The sequence below is a fragment of the Pseudarthrobacter xylosi genome (genome assembly GCF_055412765.1).
This window is the reverse complement of sequence record NZ_JBVAYT010000003.1, coordinates 1-17352: the sequence shown is the minus strand read 5'-3', so window position 1 is coordinate 17352 and position 17352 is coordinate 1. Positions and strand designations below refer to the sequence as shown.

At 61.6% G+C, this 17352-nt stretch carries 15 protein-coding genes and 2 pseudogenes; 14 read left to right on the top strand and 3 right to left on the bottom strand.

From position 1 onward, the window contains the following. The first annotated feature begins 24 nt into the window (after nucleotides 1–24). The 4 genes from hpaD to ACZY1F_RS07650 all read left to right on the top strand — a co-directional run bounded on the left by hpaD (nucleotide 25) and on the right by ACZY1F_RS07650 (nucleotide 4322). A complete protein-coding gene (gene hpaD, locus ACZY1F_RS07665; RefSeq protein WP_463941167.1) occupies nucleotides 25–1104 on the top strand; it encodes a 3,4-dihydroxyphenylacetate 2,3-dioxygenase in 1080 nt (359 codons plus the stop codon). 78 nt (nucleotides 1105–1182) lie between these two features. Next, nucleotides 1183–1968 carry a 2-oxo-hept-4-ene-1,7-dioate hydratase gene (gene hpaH / locus ACZY1F_RS07660; RefSeq protein ID WP_463941166.1) on the top strand — a complete coding sequence of 262 codons (786 nt, stop codon included), beginning with the start codon at nucleotides 1183–1185 and terminating at the stop codon, nucleotides 1966–1968. Beyond that, the gene (locus tag ACZY1F_RS07655; RefSeq protein ID WP_463941165.1) at nucleotides 1953–2777 is read left to right on the top strand and encodes an HpcH/HpaI aldolase family protein; all 825 of its coding nucleotides are present in this window, start codon (nucleotides 1953–1955) and stop codon (nucleotides 2775–2777) included. Before hpaH ends, ACZY1F_RS07655 begins: the two co-directional genes overlap by 16 nt. 24 nt (nucleotides 2778–2801) lie before the next feature. Next, nucleotides 2802–4322 carry an NAD-dependent succinate-semialdehyde dehydrogenase gene (locus ACZY1F_RS07650; RefSeq protein ID WP_463941164.1) on the top strand — a complete coding sequence of 507 codons (1521 nt, stop codon included), beginning with the start codon at nucleotides 2802–2804 and terminating at the stop codon, nucleotides 4320–4322. Nucleotides 4323–4453: 131 nt separating this feature from the next. On the opposite strand, the pseudogene ACZY1F_RS07645 reads toward ACZY1F_RS07650, so the two are convergent. Further along, a pseudogene (locus ACZY1F_RS07645) lies at nucleotides 4454–5094 on the bottom strand (glycoside hydrolase family 15 protein); the annotation flags it as partial. Between the two features lie 64 nt (nucleotides 5095–5158). On the opposite strand from ACZY1F_RS07645, the pseudogene ACZY1F_RS07640 reads away from it, so the two are divergent. From ACZY1F_RS07640 to ACZY1F_RS07615, 6 genes and pseudogenes are all read left to right on the top strand, one after another. Beyond that, nucleotides 5159–5314 (top strand): annotated as a pseudogene (locus tag ACZY1F_RS07640) (helix-turn-helix domain-containing protein); the annotation flags it as partial. 15 nt (nucleotides 5315–5329) lie between these two features. Further along, the gene (locus ACZY1F_RS07635) at nucleotides 5330–5779 is read left to right on the top strand and encodes a hypothetical protein (protein ID WP_463941163.1); all 450 of its coding nucleotides are present in this window, start codon (nucleotides 5330–5332) and stop codon (nucleotides 5777–5779) included. Continuing rightward, nucleotides 5776–6300: a DUF6036 family nucleotidyltransferase gene (locus ACZY1F_RS07630; RefSeq protein WP_463941162.1), complete on the top strand. Its 525-nt coding sequence runs from the start codon at nucleotides 5776–5778 to the stop codon at nucleotides 6298–6300. The genes ACZY1F_RS07635 and ACZY1F_RS07630 overlap by 4 nt, the downstream gene beginning before the upstream one ends. Nucleotides 6301–6693: 393 nt before the next feature. Beyond that, nucleotides 6694–7299, top strand: a complete 606-nt coding sequence (locus ACZY1F_RS07625) for a zinc finger domain-containing protein (RefSeq protein ID WP_463941161.1) — start codon at nucleotides 6694–6696, stop codon at nucleotides 7297–7299. 489 nt (nucleotides 7300–7788) lie between these two features. Beyond that, nucleotides 7789–8886, top strand: a complete 1098-nt coding sequence (locus tag ACZY1F_RS07620; RefSeq protein WP_463941160.1) for a M20 family metallopeptidase — start codon at nucleotides 7789–7791, stop codon at nucleotides 8884–8886. 196 nt (nucleotides 8887–9082) lie between these two features. Continuing rightward, nucleotides 9083–10501, top strand: a complete 1419-nt coding sequence (locus ACZY1F_RS07615) for a PucR family transcriptional regulator (protein ID WP_463941159.1) — start codon at nucleotides 9083–9085, stop codon at nucleotides 10499–10501. 138 nt (nucleotides 10502–10639) lie between these two features. Here the strand turns inward: ACZY1F_RS07615 and menC are convergent, their stop codons facing one another. Then, the gene (gene menC, locus ACZY1F_RS07610; RefSeq protein WP_463941553.1) at nucleotides 10640–11707 is read right to left on the bottom strand and encodes an o-succinylbenzoate synthase; all 1068 of its coding nucleotides are present in this window, start codon (nucleotides 11705–11707) and stop codon (nucleotides 10640–10642) included. Nucleotides 11708–11742: 35 nt separating this feature from the next. Then, nucleotides 11743–12576: a hypothetical protein gene (locus ACZY1F_RS07605; RefSeq protein ID WP_463941158.1), complete on the bottom strand. Its 834-nt coding sequence runs from the start codon at nucleotides 12574–12576 to the stop codon at nucleotides 11743–11745. 260 nt (nucleotides 12577–12836) lie between these two features. On the opposite strand from ACZY1F_RS07605, the gene ACZY1F_RS07600 reads away from it, so the two are divergent. The 4 genes from ACZY1F_RS07600 to ACZY1F_RS07585 all read left to right on the top strand — a co-directional run bounded on the left by ACZY1F_RS07600 (nucleotide 12837) and on the right by ACZY1F_RS07585 (nucleotide 16401). Continuing rightward, a complete protein-coding gene (locus tag ACZY1F_RS07600; protein WP_463941157.1) occupies nucleotides 12837–13766 on the top strand; it encodes an ABC transporter substrate-binding protein in 930 nt (309 codons plus the stop codon). 27 nt (nucleotides 13767–13793) lie between these two features. After that, complete coding sequence (locus ACZY1F_RS07595; protein WP_463941156.1) at nucleotides 13794–14732, top strand: amino acid ABC transporter permease; 939 nt, start codon at nucleotides 13794–13796, stop codon at nucleotides 14730–14732. Then, complete coding sequence (locus ACZY1F_RS07590) at nucleotides 14729–15532, top strand: amino acid ABC transporter ATP-binding protein (RefSeq protein WP_463941155.1); 804 nt, start codon at nucleotides 14729–14731, stop codon at nucleotides 15530–15532. The genes ACZY1F_RS07595 and ACZY1F_RS07590 overlap by 4 nt, the downstream gene beginning before the upstream one ends. 635 nt (nucleotides 15533–16167) lie before the next feature. Next, a complete protein-coding gene (locus ACZY1F_RS07585; protein ID WP_463941154.1) occupies nucleotides 16168–16401 on the top strand; it encodes a hypothetical protein in 234 nt (77 codons plus the stop codon). The last annotated feature ends 951 nt before the right edge of the window (nucleotides 16402–17352 follow it).

The window sequence follows — 17352 nt, the reverse complement described above, 5'->3', positions numbered from 1 at the left end:
CCCTTTCAAAGAAGAGAGAACACCATGACCAACTTCGTCCCCACCCCCACCGTCCCGGCCCCGGACATCGTCCGCTGCGCCTACATGGAGATCGTGGTCACCGACCTCGCCAAGTCCCGTGAGTTCTACGTGGACCTCCTGGGCCTGCACGTGACCGAGGAAGACGAGAACAACATCTACCTGCGCTCCCTCGAGGAGTTCATCCACCACAACCTGGTACTCCGTAAGGGACCCATCGCCGCCGTCGCCGCCTTCGCCTACCGGGTGAAGTCCCCCGCCGAAGTGGACGCCGCCGAGGCCTACTACAAGGAACTGGGCTGCCGCACCGAACGCCGCACGGAAGGCTTCACCAAAGGCATCGGCGATTCCGTCCGCGTCGAGGACCCGCTGGGCTTCCCCTACGAGTTCTTCTACGACGTAGAGCACGTGGAACGCCTCACCCAGCGCTACGACCTCTACTCCGCCGGCGAGCTGGTCCGTCTGGACCACTTCAACCAGGTCACCCCGGACGTCCCCCGCGGCCGCAAGTACCTCGAGGACCTCGGCTTCCGCGTCTCCGAAGACATCCAGGACTCCGACGGCGTCACGTACGCTGCGTGGATGCACCGCAAACAGACCGTCCACGACACCGCCCTGACCGGCGGCAACGGCCCGCGCATGCACCACGTCGCGTTCGCCACCCACGAGAAGCACAACATCATCCAGATCTGCGACAAGATGGGCGCCCTGCGCATCAGCGACCGGATCGAACGCGGCCCCGGACGGCACGGCGTCTCCAACGCCTTCTACCTCTACATCCTGGACCCCGACGACCACCGCATCGAGATTTACACCCAGGATTACTACACCGGCGACCCCGACAACCCCACCATCACCTGGGACGTCCACGACAACCAGCGCCGCGACTGGTGGGGCAACCCCGTCGTCCCGTCCTGGTACACCGAAGCCTCCCTGGTCCTGGACCTCGACGGAAACCCCCAGCCCGTCATCGAACGCACCGACGCCTCCGAAATGGCCGTCACCGTCGGTGCCGACGGCTTCTCCTACACCCGCAAAGACGCCGACAGCGCAGCGGAAGGCTTCAAACTCGGAGCACAGCTCTAAGCTCCAACCGCAGGGCCGGTCCCACCAAGAGGTAGGACCGGCCCTACCCACCCACCGCAGAGGAACGGAACACGACGAATGCTTGAGCCCGCGACGATTGAGGCCATCGCCGATGAACTCCTGGAGGCCGCCCGGACCCGTACCCCAGTCCCCCGCCTCACGGCCCGCTACCCGGAGATGACGGTGGAGGACTCGTATGCGGTGCAGCAGCTGTGGCGGCGGCGCAACGAGGACGCCGGCCGGAAGCTGGTGGGCCGCAAGATCGGCCTCACCTCCAAGGCCATGCAGGCCGCCACTGGTATCACCGAACCGGACTACGGCGCCATCTTCGATGACATGGTCCTCGAAACCGGCTGCTCGGTGGAGTGGGACCGGTACACCCATCCGCGGGTGGAGGTGGAGCTGGCATTCGTGCTGAAGAAGGACCTGGCCGGACCCGGTTGCACCATCTTCGACGTCCTGAACGCCACGGACTACGTGGTGCCGGCCCTGGAGATCCTGGACTCCCGGATCGAAATGGAGGGCCGGACCATCGTGGACACCATCGCAGATAACGCCGCGATGGGCGCCATGGTGATCGGTGGAAACCCCGTAAAGCCCGACGCCGTGGACCTCCGCTGGGTCTCCGCCATCCTCTACAAGAACCAGACCGTGGAGGAAACCGGTGTGGCCGCCGGCGTCCTGGACCACCCCGCCAACGGCGTGCACTGGCTCGCCAACAAAATCGCCGCCCACGGCGACGGGATGAAGTCCGGGGACATCATCCTTGCCGGCTCCTTCACCCGCCCATTGTGGGTGTACAAAGGCGACACCGTCCACGCCGACTACGGACCCTTGGGAGCCATCACATGCCGCTTCGAGTAGAACCCGGAAATCCTGACTATGCGGACACGTTCCGCGACGCTCTCGCCGCGGCGAGCCGCCCCCTGGCGGGAATGTGGGTCTGCTCCGGCAGCCCGCTGATCGCCGAGCTCTGCGCCGGATCCGGCCTGGACTGGCTCCTCATCGACGCCGAACACAGCCCCAACGGCCTCGAATCCATCCTCGCCCAGCTCCAGGCGGTCAACGGCTACCCGGTCCAGGTCCTGGTCCGGCCGCCGGTCAACGACACCGTGCTGATCAAGCAGTACCTGGACCTCGGCGTTCAAAACCTGCTGATTCCCATGGTGAACTCTGTTGCCGAAGCTGAGGCCGCCGTCGCCGCCACCCGCTACCCGCCCCAGGGTATCCGCGGCGTCGGATCCGCCCTCGCCCGCGCCGCCCGCTGGAACCGCATCCCAGATTACTTGGCCCGGGCGTCGGAGACCATCAGCGTCACGGTGCAGATCGAATCGACGGCGGCCGTAGACGCCGTCGTGGACATCCTGGCCGTGGACGGTGTGGACGCCATCTTCCTCGGGCCCTCCGACCTCGCCGCTTCCATGGGCCTGCTGGGACAGCAGGAACACCCCAAGGTGCGCGCCGCCGTCGAACACTGCCTTGCAGCAGCCCAGGCGGCCGGAAAACCGGCCGGTGTGAACGCCTTCAACCCAGCCACCGCCCACCGCTACCTGGATGGTGGCGTCAACTTCATCCTGGTGGGCGCCGACGTCGCCATCCTCGCCCGCGGCTCCGAAGCCCTCGCCGCCCGGTACATCCAGTCTGCCGACGGCGACGCCCCCACCAGCTACTGACCACTGTTACTAAGGACTCCTCCCATGACAGCTTCATCAGCACTGCCCTCTGTCGGATCATCCGACACCATTTCCCCTGAGCGCGAAGCCGCGCTCCTCGCCTCCGTGCCCACCGGCCTGCTCATTGGCGGTCAGTGGGTGGACGCGTCCGACGGCGGGACGTTCGTCGTTCATGATCCCGCCACTGGGGAGGTGCTCGCCACCCTTGCCTCCGCCACCAGTGAGGATGCCGTTGCCGCCCTCGACGCGGCAGACGAAGTCCAGGCTTCCTGGGCACGAACCGCCCCAAGGGAAAGGGCCGAGATCCTGCGTCGGGCTTTTGACCTGATCACTGAACGCGCCGAGGACTTCGCGCTGCTGATGACCCTGGAAATGGGCAAACCCCTGGCCGAAGCCCGCGGCGAAGTCACCTACGGGGCGGAGTTCCTCCGCTGGTTCTCCGAAGAAACAGTCCGGGACTACGGCCGCTACCTCACCACCCCAGAGGGCAAAAACAAGATCCTCGTCCAGCACAAACCGGTGGGCCCGTGCCTTCTAATCACGCCCTGGAACTTCCCGCTGGCCATGGCCACGCGCAAAGTCGCACCCGCAATCGCCGCGGGCTGCACTATGGTCCTCAAACCCGCTAAACTCACCCCGCTGACCGCCCAGCTGTTCGCGCAGACCATGATGGAAGCCGGCCTGCCCGCCGGTGTCCTGAACGTCGTCTCCTCGTCCAGCGCCTCCGGCATCTCCGGGCCCCTGCTTGCCGATCCCCGGCTCCGCAAAGTCTCCTTCACCGGTTCCACTCCGGTGGGCAAGCGTCTGATCGCCGACGCGGCGCAGAACGTGCTCCGCACCTCGATGGAACTTGGCGGCAACGCGCCGTTCATCGTGTTCGAGGACGCGGACCTGGACAAAGCCGTCGAAGGCGCCATGGCCGCCAAGATGAGGAACATGGGAGAGGCCTGCACCGCCGCCAACCGCTTCCTGGTCCAGGAATCCGTAGCACAGGAGTTCACGAGGAAGTTCGCCACCGCCATGGGCGCCCTGGCCACCGGCCGCGGCACCGAACCCGCCACCCAGGTAGGACCATTGATCGACGCCAGCGCCCGCGACGACGTCCACGCGTTGGTGACCGCCGCCCTCAACGCTGGAGCCACCGCCCTCACCGGAGGCGCCCCCGTCGACGGGCCCGGCTACTTCTACCAGCCCACGGTGCTGGGTGGCGTGCCGAACGACGCCGCGATCCTTGGTCAGGAAATTTTCGGCCCCGTCGCCCCGGTCACCACGTTCACAACCGAGGAAGACGCTATCCGGCTGGCCAACAACAGCGAATACGGCCTCGCCTCCTACGTTTACAGCCGCGACTTCAACCGGCTTCTGCGGGTAGCCGAACAAATCGAATTCGGCATGGTCGGCTTCAACGCCGGCGTCATCTCCAACGCCGCCGCACCCTTCGGCGGAGTCAAGCAGTCCGGCCTCGGCCGCGAAGGCGGCTCCGAAGGCATCGCCGAATACACCACAACCCAATACATCGGCATCGCCGACCCCTACGCACGCTGACCCAGTCAGCCACGTGCCTGGGCATCTGCTTCGAACTGACCGGAGCTTCGGTACGTTATGCCCAAGAACCTTGGGGTTTGTTGGGAATTTGGAAAAGGCAAAGACCCTATCTTGGCGCTGTGGCAGACTAGCTACTCGCCAGCATTAACCGCCATGCTCAGACGGTCGACGCCATGCATAGCATCGGCCGCTCGAACGAGAGCAAGATGGGAAAAGGCCTGAGGGTACTTGCCGGCCATCCGCATTTCTTTGCGTCGTACTCTTCGCTCAGCAGGCCGAGCTCGTTGGTGAACCCTGTGAGTTTGTCCATCAGGGCGGTGGCATCGGCCCGGCGACCTGTACGTGCGTACTGCTCGACCAGCCCGAACGAGCACGCAAGGAATGCGTGCTCGCCCGGATCCAGTCCGTCGACTCCGCTCTCTGTCCGATAGCGCAGCAACAGGTCGCCGTCGGCGAGGAGCTCCTCCTCCAGACGGGAGACTGTCCCAGCATGTGTTCATCGTCGTAGGCGATGGAGCCAACCTGGGGCAGTGCCAATAGGGCAGCGTCAGTCTGCCCGCCACCGTATGTCTGCGTGAATGAGTTAGTTTTCCGGTCGAAGCCCTTATCCATGATCTCTGACCGCAGCTGGTCACGCAGACGCTCCCACGGCTCAACATCTCCGCGTAACCCGTGCTGGCTCACCGCCCGTATGCCGCAGTCGAAGGCCGCCCACATCATGACGCGGGAGTGCGTGAAGTAAGTATTTTGCCTCGCCGCGCATCTCCCAGAGCCGCGCCGGGAAGTGTGCCCTTGTCACCATTCGGTGACATACTGGGAAACGGCAAGGAGGACCCATAACATCTGAATCCAGCATCGACACACCCGCGGCGGCCGGTGCGATCATCCGTGCGCGGCGCCGGGAACGCGGTCTTTCACAACAATCGCTCGCAGAGGCGAGTGGTGTTTCACGGAAGTTCCTGGTTGACCTCGAGGCAGGCCACGCACGGGCCGAACTCGGCAAGACCATGGCCGTCTTCCACACCCTCGGGCTGTCGCTGATCGCCTCCGATCCTATGCCCCAAGGCAGCGACTACGATCCGGCACGGCGGGACTACGCCAAAACGTTCACGCAGCTGATCGGTTCACAGGACTTCGAGTTCGCCATCAAGATGCTCGCCGACTACGCCACTGCCTCCCTCAACGCCGGGAAACCGCTGCTCCAACGCAGCCCCCGGCTCAATGATCCGCACTGGTCTGCGGCTCTGGCCGGGATCACCAACTACATCGCGCACCGGCTCGGGCAACCCGCACCGTCCTGGACCAAACGCGTCAAGCCCCTCAACGAGGCGTGGATGCCGGCCGAGTCCTACCGGACCGTCAGGGAAACCATGAAGAAACTAACCATGTCACAAACACCCGCCGAACTCGCCGCCCTCAACGTCTTCATCCGCGAACGCAGCCTGGCCACCACATGAGCGGCGGAGAACTCACCGCCGTTCAAATCCGCGCACTCCTCCACGAACTCGGCAGGCGCCTGCAGGCCCAAGGCGTCCATAGCGACATCAAACTCGTCGGCGGCGCCGCGCTCATCCTGCAAGGAATCGGCAACCGCCCCACCGCCGACATCGACGCCAGCTACGCCGACCCAACCAACGTCAACACGATCGTCACGGAAATGGCTGCGGAATACGACCTTGCGCCTGATTGGCTCAACTCCAACGCCTCAGCCTTCGTCCCGGACAACGCCACCTGGGTGACCCTGGAACAAACCGACGGACTCACGATCCAGGCCGCGGATACCCAAACGCTCCTTGCGATGAAAATCGCCGCCGAGCGCGACAAGGACACCCTTGACATCGCCCGGCTCCTTCGGCGGCTCAACATCACCAACGCCGACGACGCCGTCAACCTCGCCGCGGGTAGGGACAACTACCTCATCGTCGTCGACGACGCCCTCCACGCAGCCACAACCCTCGAATCCGAATCCGGCGAATAGACTAACCGGACAACGTATCTCCTAGGTGATCGGCGCAGCTAACTGGATCAACCGCCGTTCGCGAACAGGAAATCCTAACGGCAGAATGCCAAAGCGCATGAGGCAATTTCGTTGTACAGCACCAGGGAGTGACGCAACGGTTGAACACGCCTCATGGCCTGCCACGCGGAGGACGTGGACAGCCGATGGATCTGCCCCTCGCACCCATCGTTCCCCCGGTTCCCCGAAACTGGTGCGATCATCTGATCAACCACGCAGTACGCATTCATCGAAGAGTCAAGCCTCGATGTAAGGCTACGCTTTCATCAGACGGGACTACGTCCACTGAGCGTAGTGCCGATCCGTTCGATCTCGCGTCCTACCGAGATTTCATGGTGCAAGGAAGGGTTCTCGATGACTGACGGAGCGCGTGTCAATGATGAGTCATTGAAAGAGGACCAGGGCATCCGGCCAAAGCGACGCGACGGTCTTCGACATGATCCGAACACACTGCCGGGTCTTGTTGAGACTCTCGGCCATCTGGAACGGTTGCTGTCATTCAATTTGAAGTCGATGGCCACATGCATGCCGATGCTCAATTTCTCTACAAGCTTTCACGATCTCCGACGAATGCACGAGGAAGTTACTGCCCTCCGAGCGGCCATCTCGCGTGCCTCAACAATCATTGCTACTGATACTCCGCTCGCAGTGCAGTTCCCAGATGAGGAACAGACTTGGCTTCTGGAAAGTATGCCTCTTTCGCCGAAGCAGTTGACCTTCTTGGCCACGCTTGCTGCCGATACCCCCGCGGTAGAGACGGTGGCTTACTCGTCAGTGGTCTCGGAACTTGTCTTGGATCCGCCGCACGTTGGTTACCTCAAGGAAAAGGCGCGAATCGAGGACAGCTTTCGGGCGGCGCTGCGTAGTTCGTGCCCACACTGTCGGGCAAAAGCCGGCGAGATGTGCGTCTCCAAGAATGGAAAGTCCACAAGCACGCACCAGGGACGCTACAACCGTTAGCGCACGATCTGGATCGGTGTATCGGCTTCGTCCAGGTCCGTCGAGAACCGGTACCAGAGTTACACAACACGGGCACGCCGGAGTTCCGGCGAACCTGTGGTCACGCAACGATGAAGACTTCGTTTCCCTGTGACTGACTGACACCTAAATGAAGTGATGACGGACAAGAACCAAGTCCAGCATCCCAACCCGCATAAAAACAGATTTAAGTGAGGGCAATGTCCACACCCCCCCCCGTTGGCCGGGCAAACTTCGACGTGCATCACGGAGCGGCCAGGTCGGGCGCAACAGGGGTCGGGCCCGGATCGGGCCCACAATCTCCACTTTTCCACGAAGCCGGTTGTCGTGATTAACAAATACGGCGGTGAAATTTGTCGGAACGAGAGCTGAATGCGCCGCTGGGGCGGCGGATGATGGATCAAACCCATTCTCTAGGAGGCCCCCCTGGCTGATTCACTGCTCGACGCACTGTCCCAACTCCAGCATCGGATGGTCGAGGATCTGGAGCTGCTTGTATCCGCGGAGTCGCCCTCGGCGCACCCAGTGGAGCTCGGTTCGGCGGCAGATGTTGTCGCACATGTGGGTAAGGGTCTGCTCGGGTGTGAGCCGGTCTATCTACCAGGAGAAGGTTGCGATCATCTGCTTTGGACCATGGGCGATCGGCCAAAGGTCCTGGTCGTTGGACACTACGACACTGTTTGGCCGATGGGGACTACTGCCCGATGGCCGTTTTCTGTGGAGGGAGACAAAGCTACGGGACCCGGTTCCTTCGACATGAAGGCGGGCCTGGTGCAGGCGTTCTATGCAGTACAGGTGCTCGGATGTCCGGATGGAGTCCAGATTCTTATTACCGGGGATGAAGAAATCGGGTCACCGTCATCCCGAGGCTGGATTGAGAAGCTTGCAGCCGGCGCAGAAGCTGTCTTGGTCCTTGAGGCAAGTCTGGACGGTGCGCTGAAAACGAGTCGCAAGGGCGCAAGCACCTATCGCCTACATGCTCTGGGGCGTGCCTCGCACGCGGGTCTTGAACCGGAAGCCGGGGTCAACGCCACCCTTGAGATTGCGATGCAGATCTCATCGGTAGAGAAACTGGCGGATGTTCGGGCGGGCACGTCGGTTACGCCGACCACGCTGCGGTCAGGTGACGCTTCCAATCAGGTTCCGGCTTCTTCCTGGCTGGACATCGATGTTCGCGCGGCGTCAATGGAGGAGCTGGAACGGGTTGACCGCGCGCTACGCAGCCTGCGGCCCCAGCTTGACGGCGCGAGTCTCGAGATCGAGGGAGAGATCGACAGGGGCCCGCTTGAGCGGGCCCGGGCCTCAGCTCTGTTTGACCGCGCAAACGAGGTAGCGCATTTCCTGGGTCTGCCTCCGCTGCGGCAGGCGATGGCTGGGGGAACCTCCGATGGAAATCTCACCGCGGCTTTGGGAATTCCAACACTGGACGGTCTAGGCGCCGTAGGGGCCGGGGCCCATAGCGAGGGAGAATGGGTTCAGGCCAGCGCAATGCCCGAGCGGGCAGCGTTGCTGGCCGGGCTCATCGATTCGCTGCTAAAGAGCCCTGTCGAGAGCCCGTCGATCCTCTAGGAGCCTGGGTATGGAGAACGACCCGAATCCCGAGTCAGGTACTTCCCTGAGCATTTTGCTGACAACTTTGGGGCCATTGTTGCTGTGGCCTCACGGACAGGCCGATGGTTCTCCTACCGGGGACCCCGAGGTTCGGGCCTCAGTCGTATGGGACCCAATGGAGAGGGTGCCTTCCATACCGGGAGGAATTCTCCTTATGACCGGAGCTTCGATGGTTGCGGGAATTGCGTCGGCAGCTATTGAACAGGCCGCAGCCTGCGGATATGCCGCTATTGTCATCAAACCCCGTGATCTGGCCGCGGGGGCAGTGGACGTCTCACTTGCCGGGGACGTTCAGGTGCTGTGTGCTCCCGATGACGCCTCTTGGAACTCTCTTCATGCACTAATAAGTGCGGCTGTATCCAACCCCGGGGACATCCAGTCCGCCTCCATCGCCGGTATCACGCCCGGCGACTTGTTCAGTCTGGCCAATGCGATAGCCGCAATGGCAGGAACTGCCGTCACCATTGAGAACGTCAACCGCGAAGTGGTGGCCTATTCAAATATTGCCGATCAGGAAACCGATGGCAGCCGCCGTGACGCGATTCTGGGCCGTGTCGTGCCCGACTTGCCCTGGTATCTCGCCCGCTATCGGGCAGTGGCCATGGCAACCGAACCTGTTTTCTTCGGGCAGGAGCACGGAGCCTTGGACCGGGTGGCCATGCCGATACGCGTGGGATCACGCTTGATTGGCTCTCTGTGGGCTTTTGATGATGGTGGCAGTCGAAGTCAGGAAATTGCCAGAGTCCTCGCTGACGCGGCGCCTATCGCGTCCCTACACCTGATGCACGCCGCCAGTGCCTACAGCTTGCAGCGTCACCGCCGCGGTGAACTGCTGACCGCGGCCCTCGGTGGCGAACAGATCGATCCTGGCGTTGCTCTCACGCTGGCCAAGCAAATGCCTGTCGTCCTCATCGGTTTCGCCCACTCCGATGAACCTGAAACTGAGGTCGATCTCGGGCGGGTTGCCGATATCATCGCGCTGAACGCTGAAGCTGTCCGCAGGACCGCCTCATGCACTATCCTTCGAAGTCGCGTTTTTGTGCTCCTTCCCGGGGCTGATCAGCTCAGCAGCCAGCGAATCCAGCAATTCCTGACAGCTTCACAGCGGGCCGTATCAAGCGCTGCAGGTGCCGATCTCAGATGTGCCTACTCCGGAGAGTTGCATAGCGCTGCTGATTTGGACACAGCGCACAGGGACATAGAGACAGCCTTCCGCTTTCAGAGCACGGAGGCCCTGGATACTTCGATATGCACCGAGGATGAGCGCCACCGGATCCTGTTGCAGGAGTTGTTTGAAGGAAAGGTTGCCGCCCCTGACCGGTTACTGCCCTCTGTACAACGCATCCTTGACCACGATTCGCAGAACAGCACGGAGTACGCCGCAACCCTGTTGGCATACCTGGACACTTTTGGTGATAACCGAAGGGCTGCCGAAATCACGATGGTCCACGAAAATTCGCAGCGGTATCGAATGCGCCAGCTAACGAAGAGATTTGGAATTGATCTGGATGACCCGGCTCTTCGCCTGATCATATGGCTGCAGCTCTACCTGCACAGACGCGACAGGCGTTAGACGCCTCCCGCGGTGTTCCGGGGCCCCGCCTCGGTCCTCAATCGAAGGATTGAACACCGAGGCGTGGCCGGCGTGGCAGGCCTGGCAGCGGCAGACTGAGAGCCTATTTTCCTCATCGAGTGCGGAAGCAGCTGTCCCTCAGTTGACCCATTCGCGATCCACCGTGACGGATTCCAGATATTCCAGGTCCAGCACTGCTGCGGTTCCAGGGCCCTCCGGAACCGTGATGGTCCCGGACTCGATATCAAACGCCTGTCCGATGTCGCTGTTGTAGTAGCGTTTAGTGGCCGAGATGTCGGACGGAAGGGTAAATCCGGGCAGCGAGGCGAGCTGCAGGTTCGCTGCCCGGCCGATCGCGGTCTCCAGCACACCGCCGCACCAGACCGGGATTCCCTGGGCCAGGCAGAGGTCGTGGATTGCGCGCGCTTCAAGGTAGCCGCCGACACGTGCAGGCTTGATATTAATGATCTCCGCCGCGCCCATCTGGATCGCTGTCGCTGCTGAGGCACAGGAGGTAATGGACTCATCCAGGCATATGGGAGTCTGCAGGTACTCCGCGATACGGGCATGACCGAGCAAATCCTCAGCGGCGAGCGGCTGTTCCAGCAAGGTGAGGTCGAACGGGTCGAGCCGGCGAAGTGTCCTCATATCAGCCACGGTGTATGCCTGGTTCGCGTCCACCTGAAGAAGCAACTCGTCGCCGAACTCGCGTCTGACGGCACGCACTGGTTCGACATCCCAGCCCGGCGCGATTTTCAGTTTTACCCGTGGATATCCCTCGGCCACATAGCCTTCGACTTCGCGGAGCAGGGTGTTCACCGAATCCGAAATGCCGACCGAAACGCCGACGCTGATCTTGTCCCGCGAGCCGCCGAGGTAGCTTTTCATGGACATGCCGTGCGCGCGGAGTTCCGCGTCCAGGATGGCGCTTTCCAAGGCTGCCTTGGCCAACGGATTCCCGGGGATGCGTTTCATGGCAACGTGGGCCCCGGCGGCGGTCACCGCGTCGGCCTCTGCGACCAGTGGAACGAGTACGTCCTTGATGAGGCGGCGCGCAGACTCGAGCCGCTCCGGGAAATAGACCGGGGCCGGATCCGCAGCGCATTCGGCCCATCCCTCTGCGTCGTCCGTAATCCATCGGACGAGAAGCATCTCACGGACTGACTCGCGTCCCCGCGACGTCCTAAACTCCCCGGCAAGCGGCATGCGCAACGTGCGCAATTCCACACGAAATGGCATGATCACAGCGCACCCACCTCGTCCAACACGTAGTATCCGGAGCTGGAGACGGATACAGGGACCAGCCCGTGGGTCTCGGCGTCCTGAAGCACTTCTGCCATGGCCAGGCGCCACTCCATGGCCAGGCCGCTGTCCTCGACTCGCATCCCCTCTATATCGCGGGGGATCCATACCCGCATGCGGCGTTGCGGGTGGATGCCGCTGCCCCTCGGGCGGCCGTCGTCTTCGGCCTGAAGGGCTACGGCCCCGTCGTCCGCTGCAGGCGCTGACGGACCTGCGGACGTGAGGTCCCAGCTGACACAAAGGCGGTCCGTGCGGTCCATTCGGTTTAAAGCGTCGTGCATCGGCGGGTAGAACTCCGGAATGTAGTCCACTACTTGCGCGCCCAAGCGCACGAGGTTGAAATGCGCGTTTCGCCTGATCAACGGATCGTAGGTCCACAGCATCCGCCTGGCACCTCGTTCCAGTGCCCACACCCGCTGAGCGTACTTCAGCGCGATGCCCACACCGCGTCCGGCAAATTCCGTGCTGACACCCGCGATCAGGGAATACATGTTTTCGGATGCCGGCGGACCGGAAATTGCGACGGCAACGCCGACGATGTCCCCGCCGGCGATCGCACCGGTGACGCAGGCATCGGCATGGCTCAGGCTTCGGAGAAGATCCGAGGAGAGCGGCGACGAGTCAGCACTCGTGCCCCAAATACGTGCCAGAAGGGTCGATGCAGCCGCGAACTCTTCGTTGGAGGACAACGGGCGCACTTCGAGGGCCGCCCGTCTAGCCAGTTCTATTGCCTTATCACGAGCGGACGTGATGGGTTCCGAATCAATTCTCATGCCTTACATAGTGGCGGGAGGCCGCGGCGCCCCGTTTGTCGCAAGCGACAATTCCGGATTTTTTTTTGGTCAATGCGACCATGTCGGCCTCACGGTACGATGCCAAGCTCGATGGACATCAGTTGCTCGCGTGGCCCACGTCACGCCGCACCCACCAGACGTGAACAATCACATCATCCAGCGGATTCCTCTGCCCTTGTGGTTCTAACGATCTGTTTCCGAATCGAGCCTCGGCTCAATCCATGAAAGGCAAAATTACGATGCGATTCACCAATAGAGCGGTAGTGCTCCTGACGGCAAGCCTTGCTGTGGCGGCGACAAGTGGCTGCACATCTGCGTCCGTGGGAGATGCCAACGGAAACAGCTCGGCAGCCGGCCCTTCGGTGGCCTCCAGTACGTCTGTAGCGGTCAATGAGGAAGCCCGTGCCCTGCTGCCTCAGTCAATACGGGACAAAGGGACGCTGGTCGTTGCGACGGACCCCACATATCCGCCGTTTGAGTACTTCGATACAGACAACAAGACAGTGATCGGCTGGGACGCCGACACCGGAAACGCCCTGGCCGACGCACTCGGACTCAGAGCACAGTACGTCCCCGCCACTTTCGACACGATTCTGCCGGGATTGACTTCCAAGAAGTACGACGTCGGCATGTCCGCCTTCAACATCACGGACGAGCGCCAGAAAGTGGTCGACTTCGTGCCCTACATCTCCGGAGGTTCAGGCATAGCTGTCCTGCCCGGCAATCCCGCCAAGCTATCAATGACCGCTTCGGCTCTCTGCGGGAAGAAAGTAGCTGCGCAGAAGGGTACACACGAATCCCTCGAAATCCTGCCGGCCATGTCGCAGGAATGCACTGACGGAGGCGCGTCCCCCATCGAGCAAGCGGTGTTCGCCGCCCAAACCGACGCGAATCTCGCCCTGCTGTCCGGCCGGGTTGACGGCGTCATGGCAGACAGCATCCCCTTGGCGTACCAAGGAAAACTTGCCGGCAACAAATTCGAACTGGCCGCCGGGGGCGACTACCAGCCAAGACTTTCCGGCATAGCCCTGAACAAAGACTCCGGTCTGCGCGCTGCCATCACCACGGCCATGAAGGCAATCGTCCAGAGCAAAACCTACGCCGAAATCAACGAACGTTGGGGAATTCCCTCCACCTCCAGCATCTCCGCTGACCAGGTCTCCGGCTAGCAGCAAGACCGGACAGAGAGGTATTCGATGAGAACCACAGCAATCCCGGTGGAAACGCCGCGCAGATCTCCCGACGACTACATTACGGTCAAGGCAAAATACCTCGGCCGGTGGGTGTCAGCGACCGTGATCCTGGCGCTGGCAGCCTGCGCGCTGCAGTCCGTGGTCACCAACCCCCGCTTCGGCTGGGAAACGGTAGGTAAATACATCCGTGATGCCTCAATCGTGAACGGCATCGGGGTCACACTTATGCTGACTGCGGTCTGCATGGTGATCGGCATAATTCTCGGGGTGGTCCTGGCCGTCATGCGGCTCTCCCTCAACCCAGTGGTCCGTGCAGCAGCATCCACCTACGTGAACTTCTTCCGCGGCACACCGGTCCTGGTCCAGCTGCTTTTCTGGTACAACCTCGCAGCTCTCTACCCGGTGATCAGCTTCGGCATTCCTGGCGTGCAGCTTGACGCCAACCAGATCATCACTCCGATAGCGGCGGCGATACTGGGTCTCGGGTTGAACCAGGGGGCCTATATGTCCGAGATTGTGCGTGCTGGAATTCTCTCCGTCGACCACGGCCAGTCTGAGGCTGCCGGTGCCCTTGGAATCAACCGGATCCGCACGATGCAGCGAATCATCCTGCCGCAGGCCATGAAAGTGATCATCCCGCCCACCGGCAATGAAACCATCGGCATGCTCAAAACCACGGCACTGGTATCGGTGATCTCGGTCCCGGAACTCCTCTACTCTTCCCAGATCATCTACGCCAGGACATTCGAGACCATTCCGCTGCTGATTGTTGCGAGCATCTGGTACATCATCATCACGTCCATCCTGAGCGTTGGCCAGTACTACTTGGAACGCCGCTACGCCAAGGGCAACCAGCGTAACCTCCCACTCACGCCCTGGCAGAGACTCGTTCTATTCTTCAACACCCACGACCGGATGGCCCGGAAAGGCGGCACCCGATGACCTACACCACGACTGACCCGGCTGGAGCCGGCACAGGAACACGAACAATGGTCAAAGCGGACTCCGTGTATAAGAGCTATGGGACACTCGATGTTCTCAAAGGAATCGACCTCGAAATCGAAGCAGGCGAAGTCGTATGTCTCATTGGGCCCTCGGGGTCGGGCAAGAGCACCCTCCTGCGCTGCATCAACCACCTTGAGCGTGTCGATGGCGGCCGCATGTGGGTGGACGGCAAAGTCGTAGGCTACGAAATCAAAGGAAACAAACTCCACGAACAAAAAGACAGCGATATCTGCCGTAGCCGCGCAGACATCGGCATGGTGTTCCAGCACTTCAATCTCTTCCCGCACATGACCGTGCTCGAGAACCTCACAGAAGCACCCCAACAGGTTCTAAGGCAGAAGAAGGTGGACGTTACGCCTCGCGCCCTGCAACTGCTTGAACGCGTCGGTCTGGCAGACAAAGCCGGCGCATATCCCCGCCAACTCTCCGGAGGCCAGCAGCAACGCGTCGCCATCGCAAGAGCCCTTTGCATGGAACCCAAACTGATGCTCTTCGACGAGCCCACATCCGCGTTGGACCCCGAACTGGTCGGCGAGGTCCTGAAAGTCATGAAAGACCTCGCCCAATCCGGAATGACAATGGTCGTCGTCACACACGAGATGAACTTCGCCCGTGACGTCGCCGACCGTGTCGTGTTCATGGCAGACGGCGCAATCGTAGAACACGGCCCGGCACTAGACGTAATCACAAACCCACAAAACGAGAGAACCAAAACCTTCCTCAACTCCGTGCTCTAACCCCCAACAAGAACACTGCAACGGGGGAACTTGCGTGAGGGGCACCAGCAATGCTTAGTGCCGCAGCAATCCGCTCCGAACCGACCCGCAGCCGCAGCTATGACACCCCGAGATGGCAATACCAATTCGAGGCTCACGTTCCAGGAAGGGTGCCAGCACATGTATGAGACCGTCGGCACCCTTCCTGGGAGCACCGTTCGCACCGGCCCAGTCCGGGCTGGCTCCGTAGCAGCAAGTCCATGTCGACCAGGAATGAGCCTTCTCGGCAGCTTCAAAGGGACGCGCGGGCCAAGAACCGAGGACCTACGCGCAGACCGAGGGGACTCAACCCTGTATAAAACGGTACTCAACGTACTCACCGCTCGCTTTCCCACAGCTCCCCCGGGGTCCTCCTTCCTGCGGGAGCCAGCACCCGGAAGATGTACCACCGCAGCGACGAAGAAAAATTTTGGAGCTTCCGCCAAGCCGGGACAAGCTCATCCGCCGTCCGCGCCAAGCCTTTCGTTCTCTGACCAAGCGCAGGCGTCCGGCAGCAACGCATGAGCCAAGAGACAGGTGTCTGCCGCTTTTGACCCGCCTGGGCATAAGAACGAACCCCGCAACACAAGGGCTGGTTCATCGCCACCTCGCTCTGGGTGGGCGTGCTACTTCTCCTGGTGGCGGCAGGCTATGGAGTGCCCGCCTCGCGGGACGGCACCGACGCCGGCCACGTATGGGGCCTTTTGGGCATGGCGATTCTGTATGGCTTCGGAGTTTCTCTGGTGGTCGCGGCGCCACTGGCCTGGGTGTTGGCCTATCTTTTGCGGCCGGTCCAAAATCAATGGATCCACATCGGAGCCTTTTTCGCGGTGGCCACCCTCGTGTTCTGATTGCTGGGAAGCGCCCTGGGCCTCGGCTGGCAGCCCTGGCTACTGATCCCATGGCCACCGTTGGCGCAGGGGCAGCCATCGGCCGTTGGGCAATCCGCAAAGACGTCCTTGCCTCGAATTCTGCAGCTCACCCGGCCTGACCGCCCGCTACAAGTTCCCCCTTCCGGACATGTAGTGGCCGTGCAGACGACTTTGGACATTTCGTGCAGACGACTTCGAAAACTGACACCTCCCATCCGGCTCTCTGGAATTCCGCGAAACATCGCTGTCCCTTATTTAGTCATAAAAGTCCCGCAACAAACCCCTGTTGCGGCGTCAACTTTCGGTACGGTTTCTGACATGGACGTCGGATAAGCGAGAGTCTCAGCGACGAAAATAGGACCTCGTCCGTCAACCAGGGCGTGTCTCCTAAAGCTGCTAGTCGGATGCTGGATGGCTCGGAGAACTGCTCGCCGCGGTAGGTGAGTGCGAGTTCGTCGTACCGCATTGCCAAGACACGCCATCGCTTGAAGATAATGAAGCTTCACCCGGCGAACTTCGGAACAGCCGCGGACTGGGTGTGTCCGGTGGGTACGCAAAGGGCGGCTCTGCTGTTCCACCGCCCTTACCCCCACGCTCACCTTTCGCTGGTTATCGATTCAGAAACTAGAGATCTAGCTTGTTTGCTCGAGCTCCGGAAGCTACCTTGCCACAGTGCTCGATGAAGGCGCCGCGTCCGGGATGCCTTGATTCACAACGGAGCAGCAGCACCATTCCGCCCGGCGCTGCCGTAGTTGACAATTATTTCGATGTCTACCTTCTCCCGCTATTGGGCCGACGGCGGGCAAGCCTCCCTGCCTAACTTAGATTCCAAGCCTGTTGCCTCATGTCAATAGGTCCGGGAGCGGTGAGTCGTTGCCTCATGTGAAAAGGTCCGGTTCAGGGACGGGTTGAACCAGGTGTTGACCTTGT

Bases quoted from the DNA above. Each gene is read 5' to 3' on its own strand.
- ACZY1F_RS07625 (WP_463941161.1), top strand. From the start codon at position 6,694: ATGACTGACGGAGCGCGTGTCAATGATGAGTCATTGAAAGAGGACCAG.
- ACZY1F_RS07635 (WP_463941163.1), top strand. From the start codon at position 5,330: ATGGCCGTCTTCCACACCCTCGGGCTGTCGCTGATCGCCTCCGATCCT.
- ACZY1F_RS07600 (WP_463941157.1), top strand. From the start codon at position 12,837: ATGCGATTCACCAATAGAGCGGTAGTGCTCCTGACGGCAAGCCTTGCT.
- ACZY1F_RS07620 (WP_463941160.1), top strand. From the start codon at position 7,789: ATGGTCGAGGATCTGGAGCTGCTTGTATCCGCGGAGTCGCCCTCGGCG.
- menC (WP_463941553.1), bottom strand. From the start codon at position 11,707: ATGCCGCTTGCCGGGGAGTTTAGGACGTCGCGGGGACGCGAGTCAGTC.
- ACZY1F_RS07595 (WP_463941156.1), top strand. From the start codon at position 13,794: ATGAGAACCACAGCAATCCCGGTGGAAACGCCGCGCAGATCTCCCGAC.
- ACZY1F_RS07605 (WP_463941158.1), bottom strand. From the start codon at position 12,576: ATGAGAATTGATTCGGAACCCATCACGTCCGCTCGTGATAAGGCAATA.
- ACZY1F_RS07630 (WP_463941162.1), top strand. From the start codon at position 5,776: ATGAGCGGCGGAGAACTCACCGCCGTTCAAATCCGCGCACTCCTCCAC.
- ACZY1F_RS07655 (WP_463941165.1), top strand. From the start codon at position 1,953: ATGCCGCTTCGAGTAGAACCCGGAAATCCTGACTATGCGGACACGTTC.
- ACZY1F_RS07615 (WP_463941159.1), top strand. From the start codon at position 9,083: ATGACCGGAGCTTCGATGGTTGCGGGAATTGCGTCGGCAGCTATTGAA.
- hpaH (WP_463941166.1), top strand. From the start codon at position 1,183: ATGCTTGAGCCCGCGACGATTGAGGCCATCGCCGATGAACTCCTGGAG.
- ACZY1F_RS07650 (WP_463941164.1), top strand. From the start codon at position 2,802: ATGACAGCTTCATCAGCACTGCCCTCTGTCGGATCATCCGACACCATT.
- hpaD (WP_463941167.1), top strand. From the start codon at position 25: ATGACCAACTTCGTCCCCACCCCCACCGTCCCGGCCCCGGACATCGTC.
- ACZY1F_RS07590 (WP_463941155.1), top strand. From the start codon at position 14,729: ATGACCTACACCACGACTGACCCGGCTGGAGCCGGCACAGGAACACGA.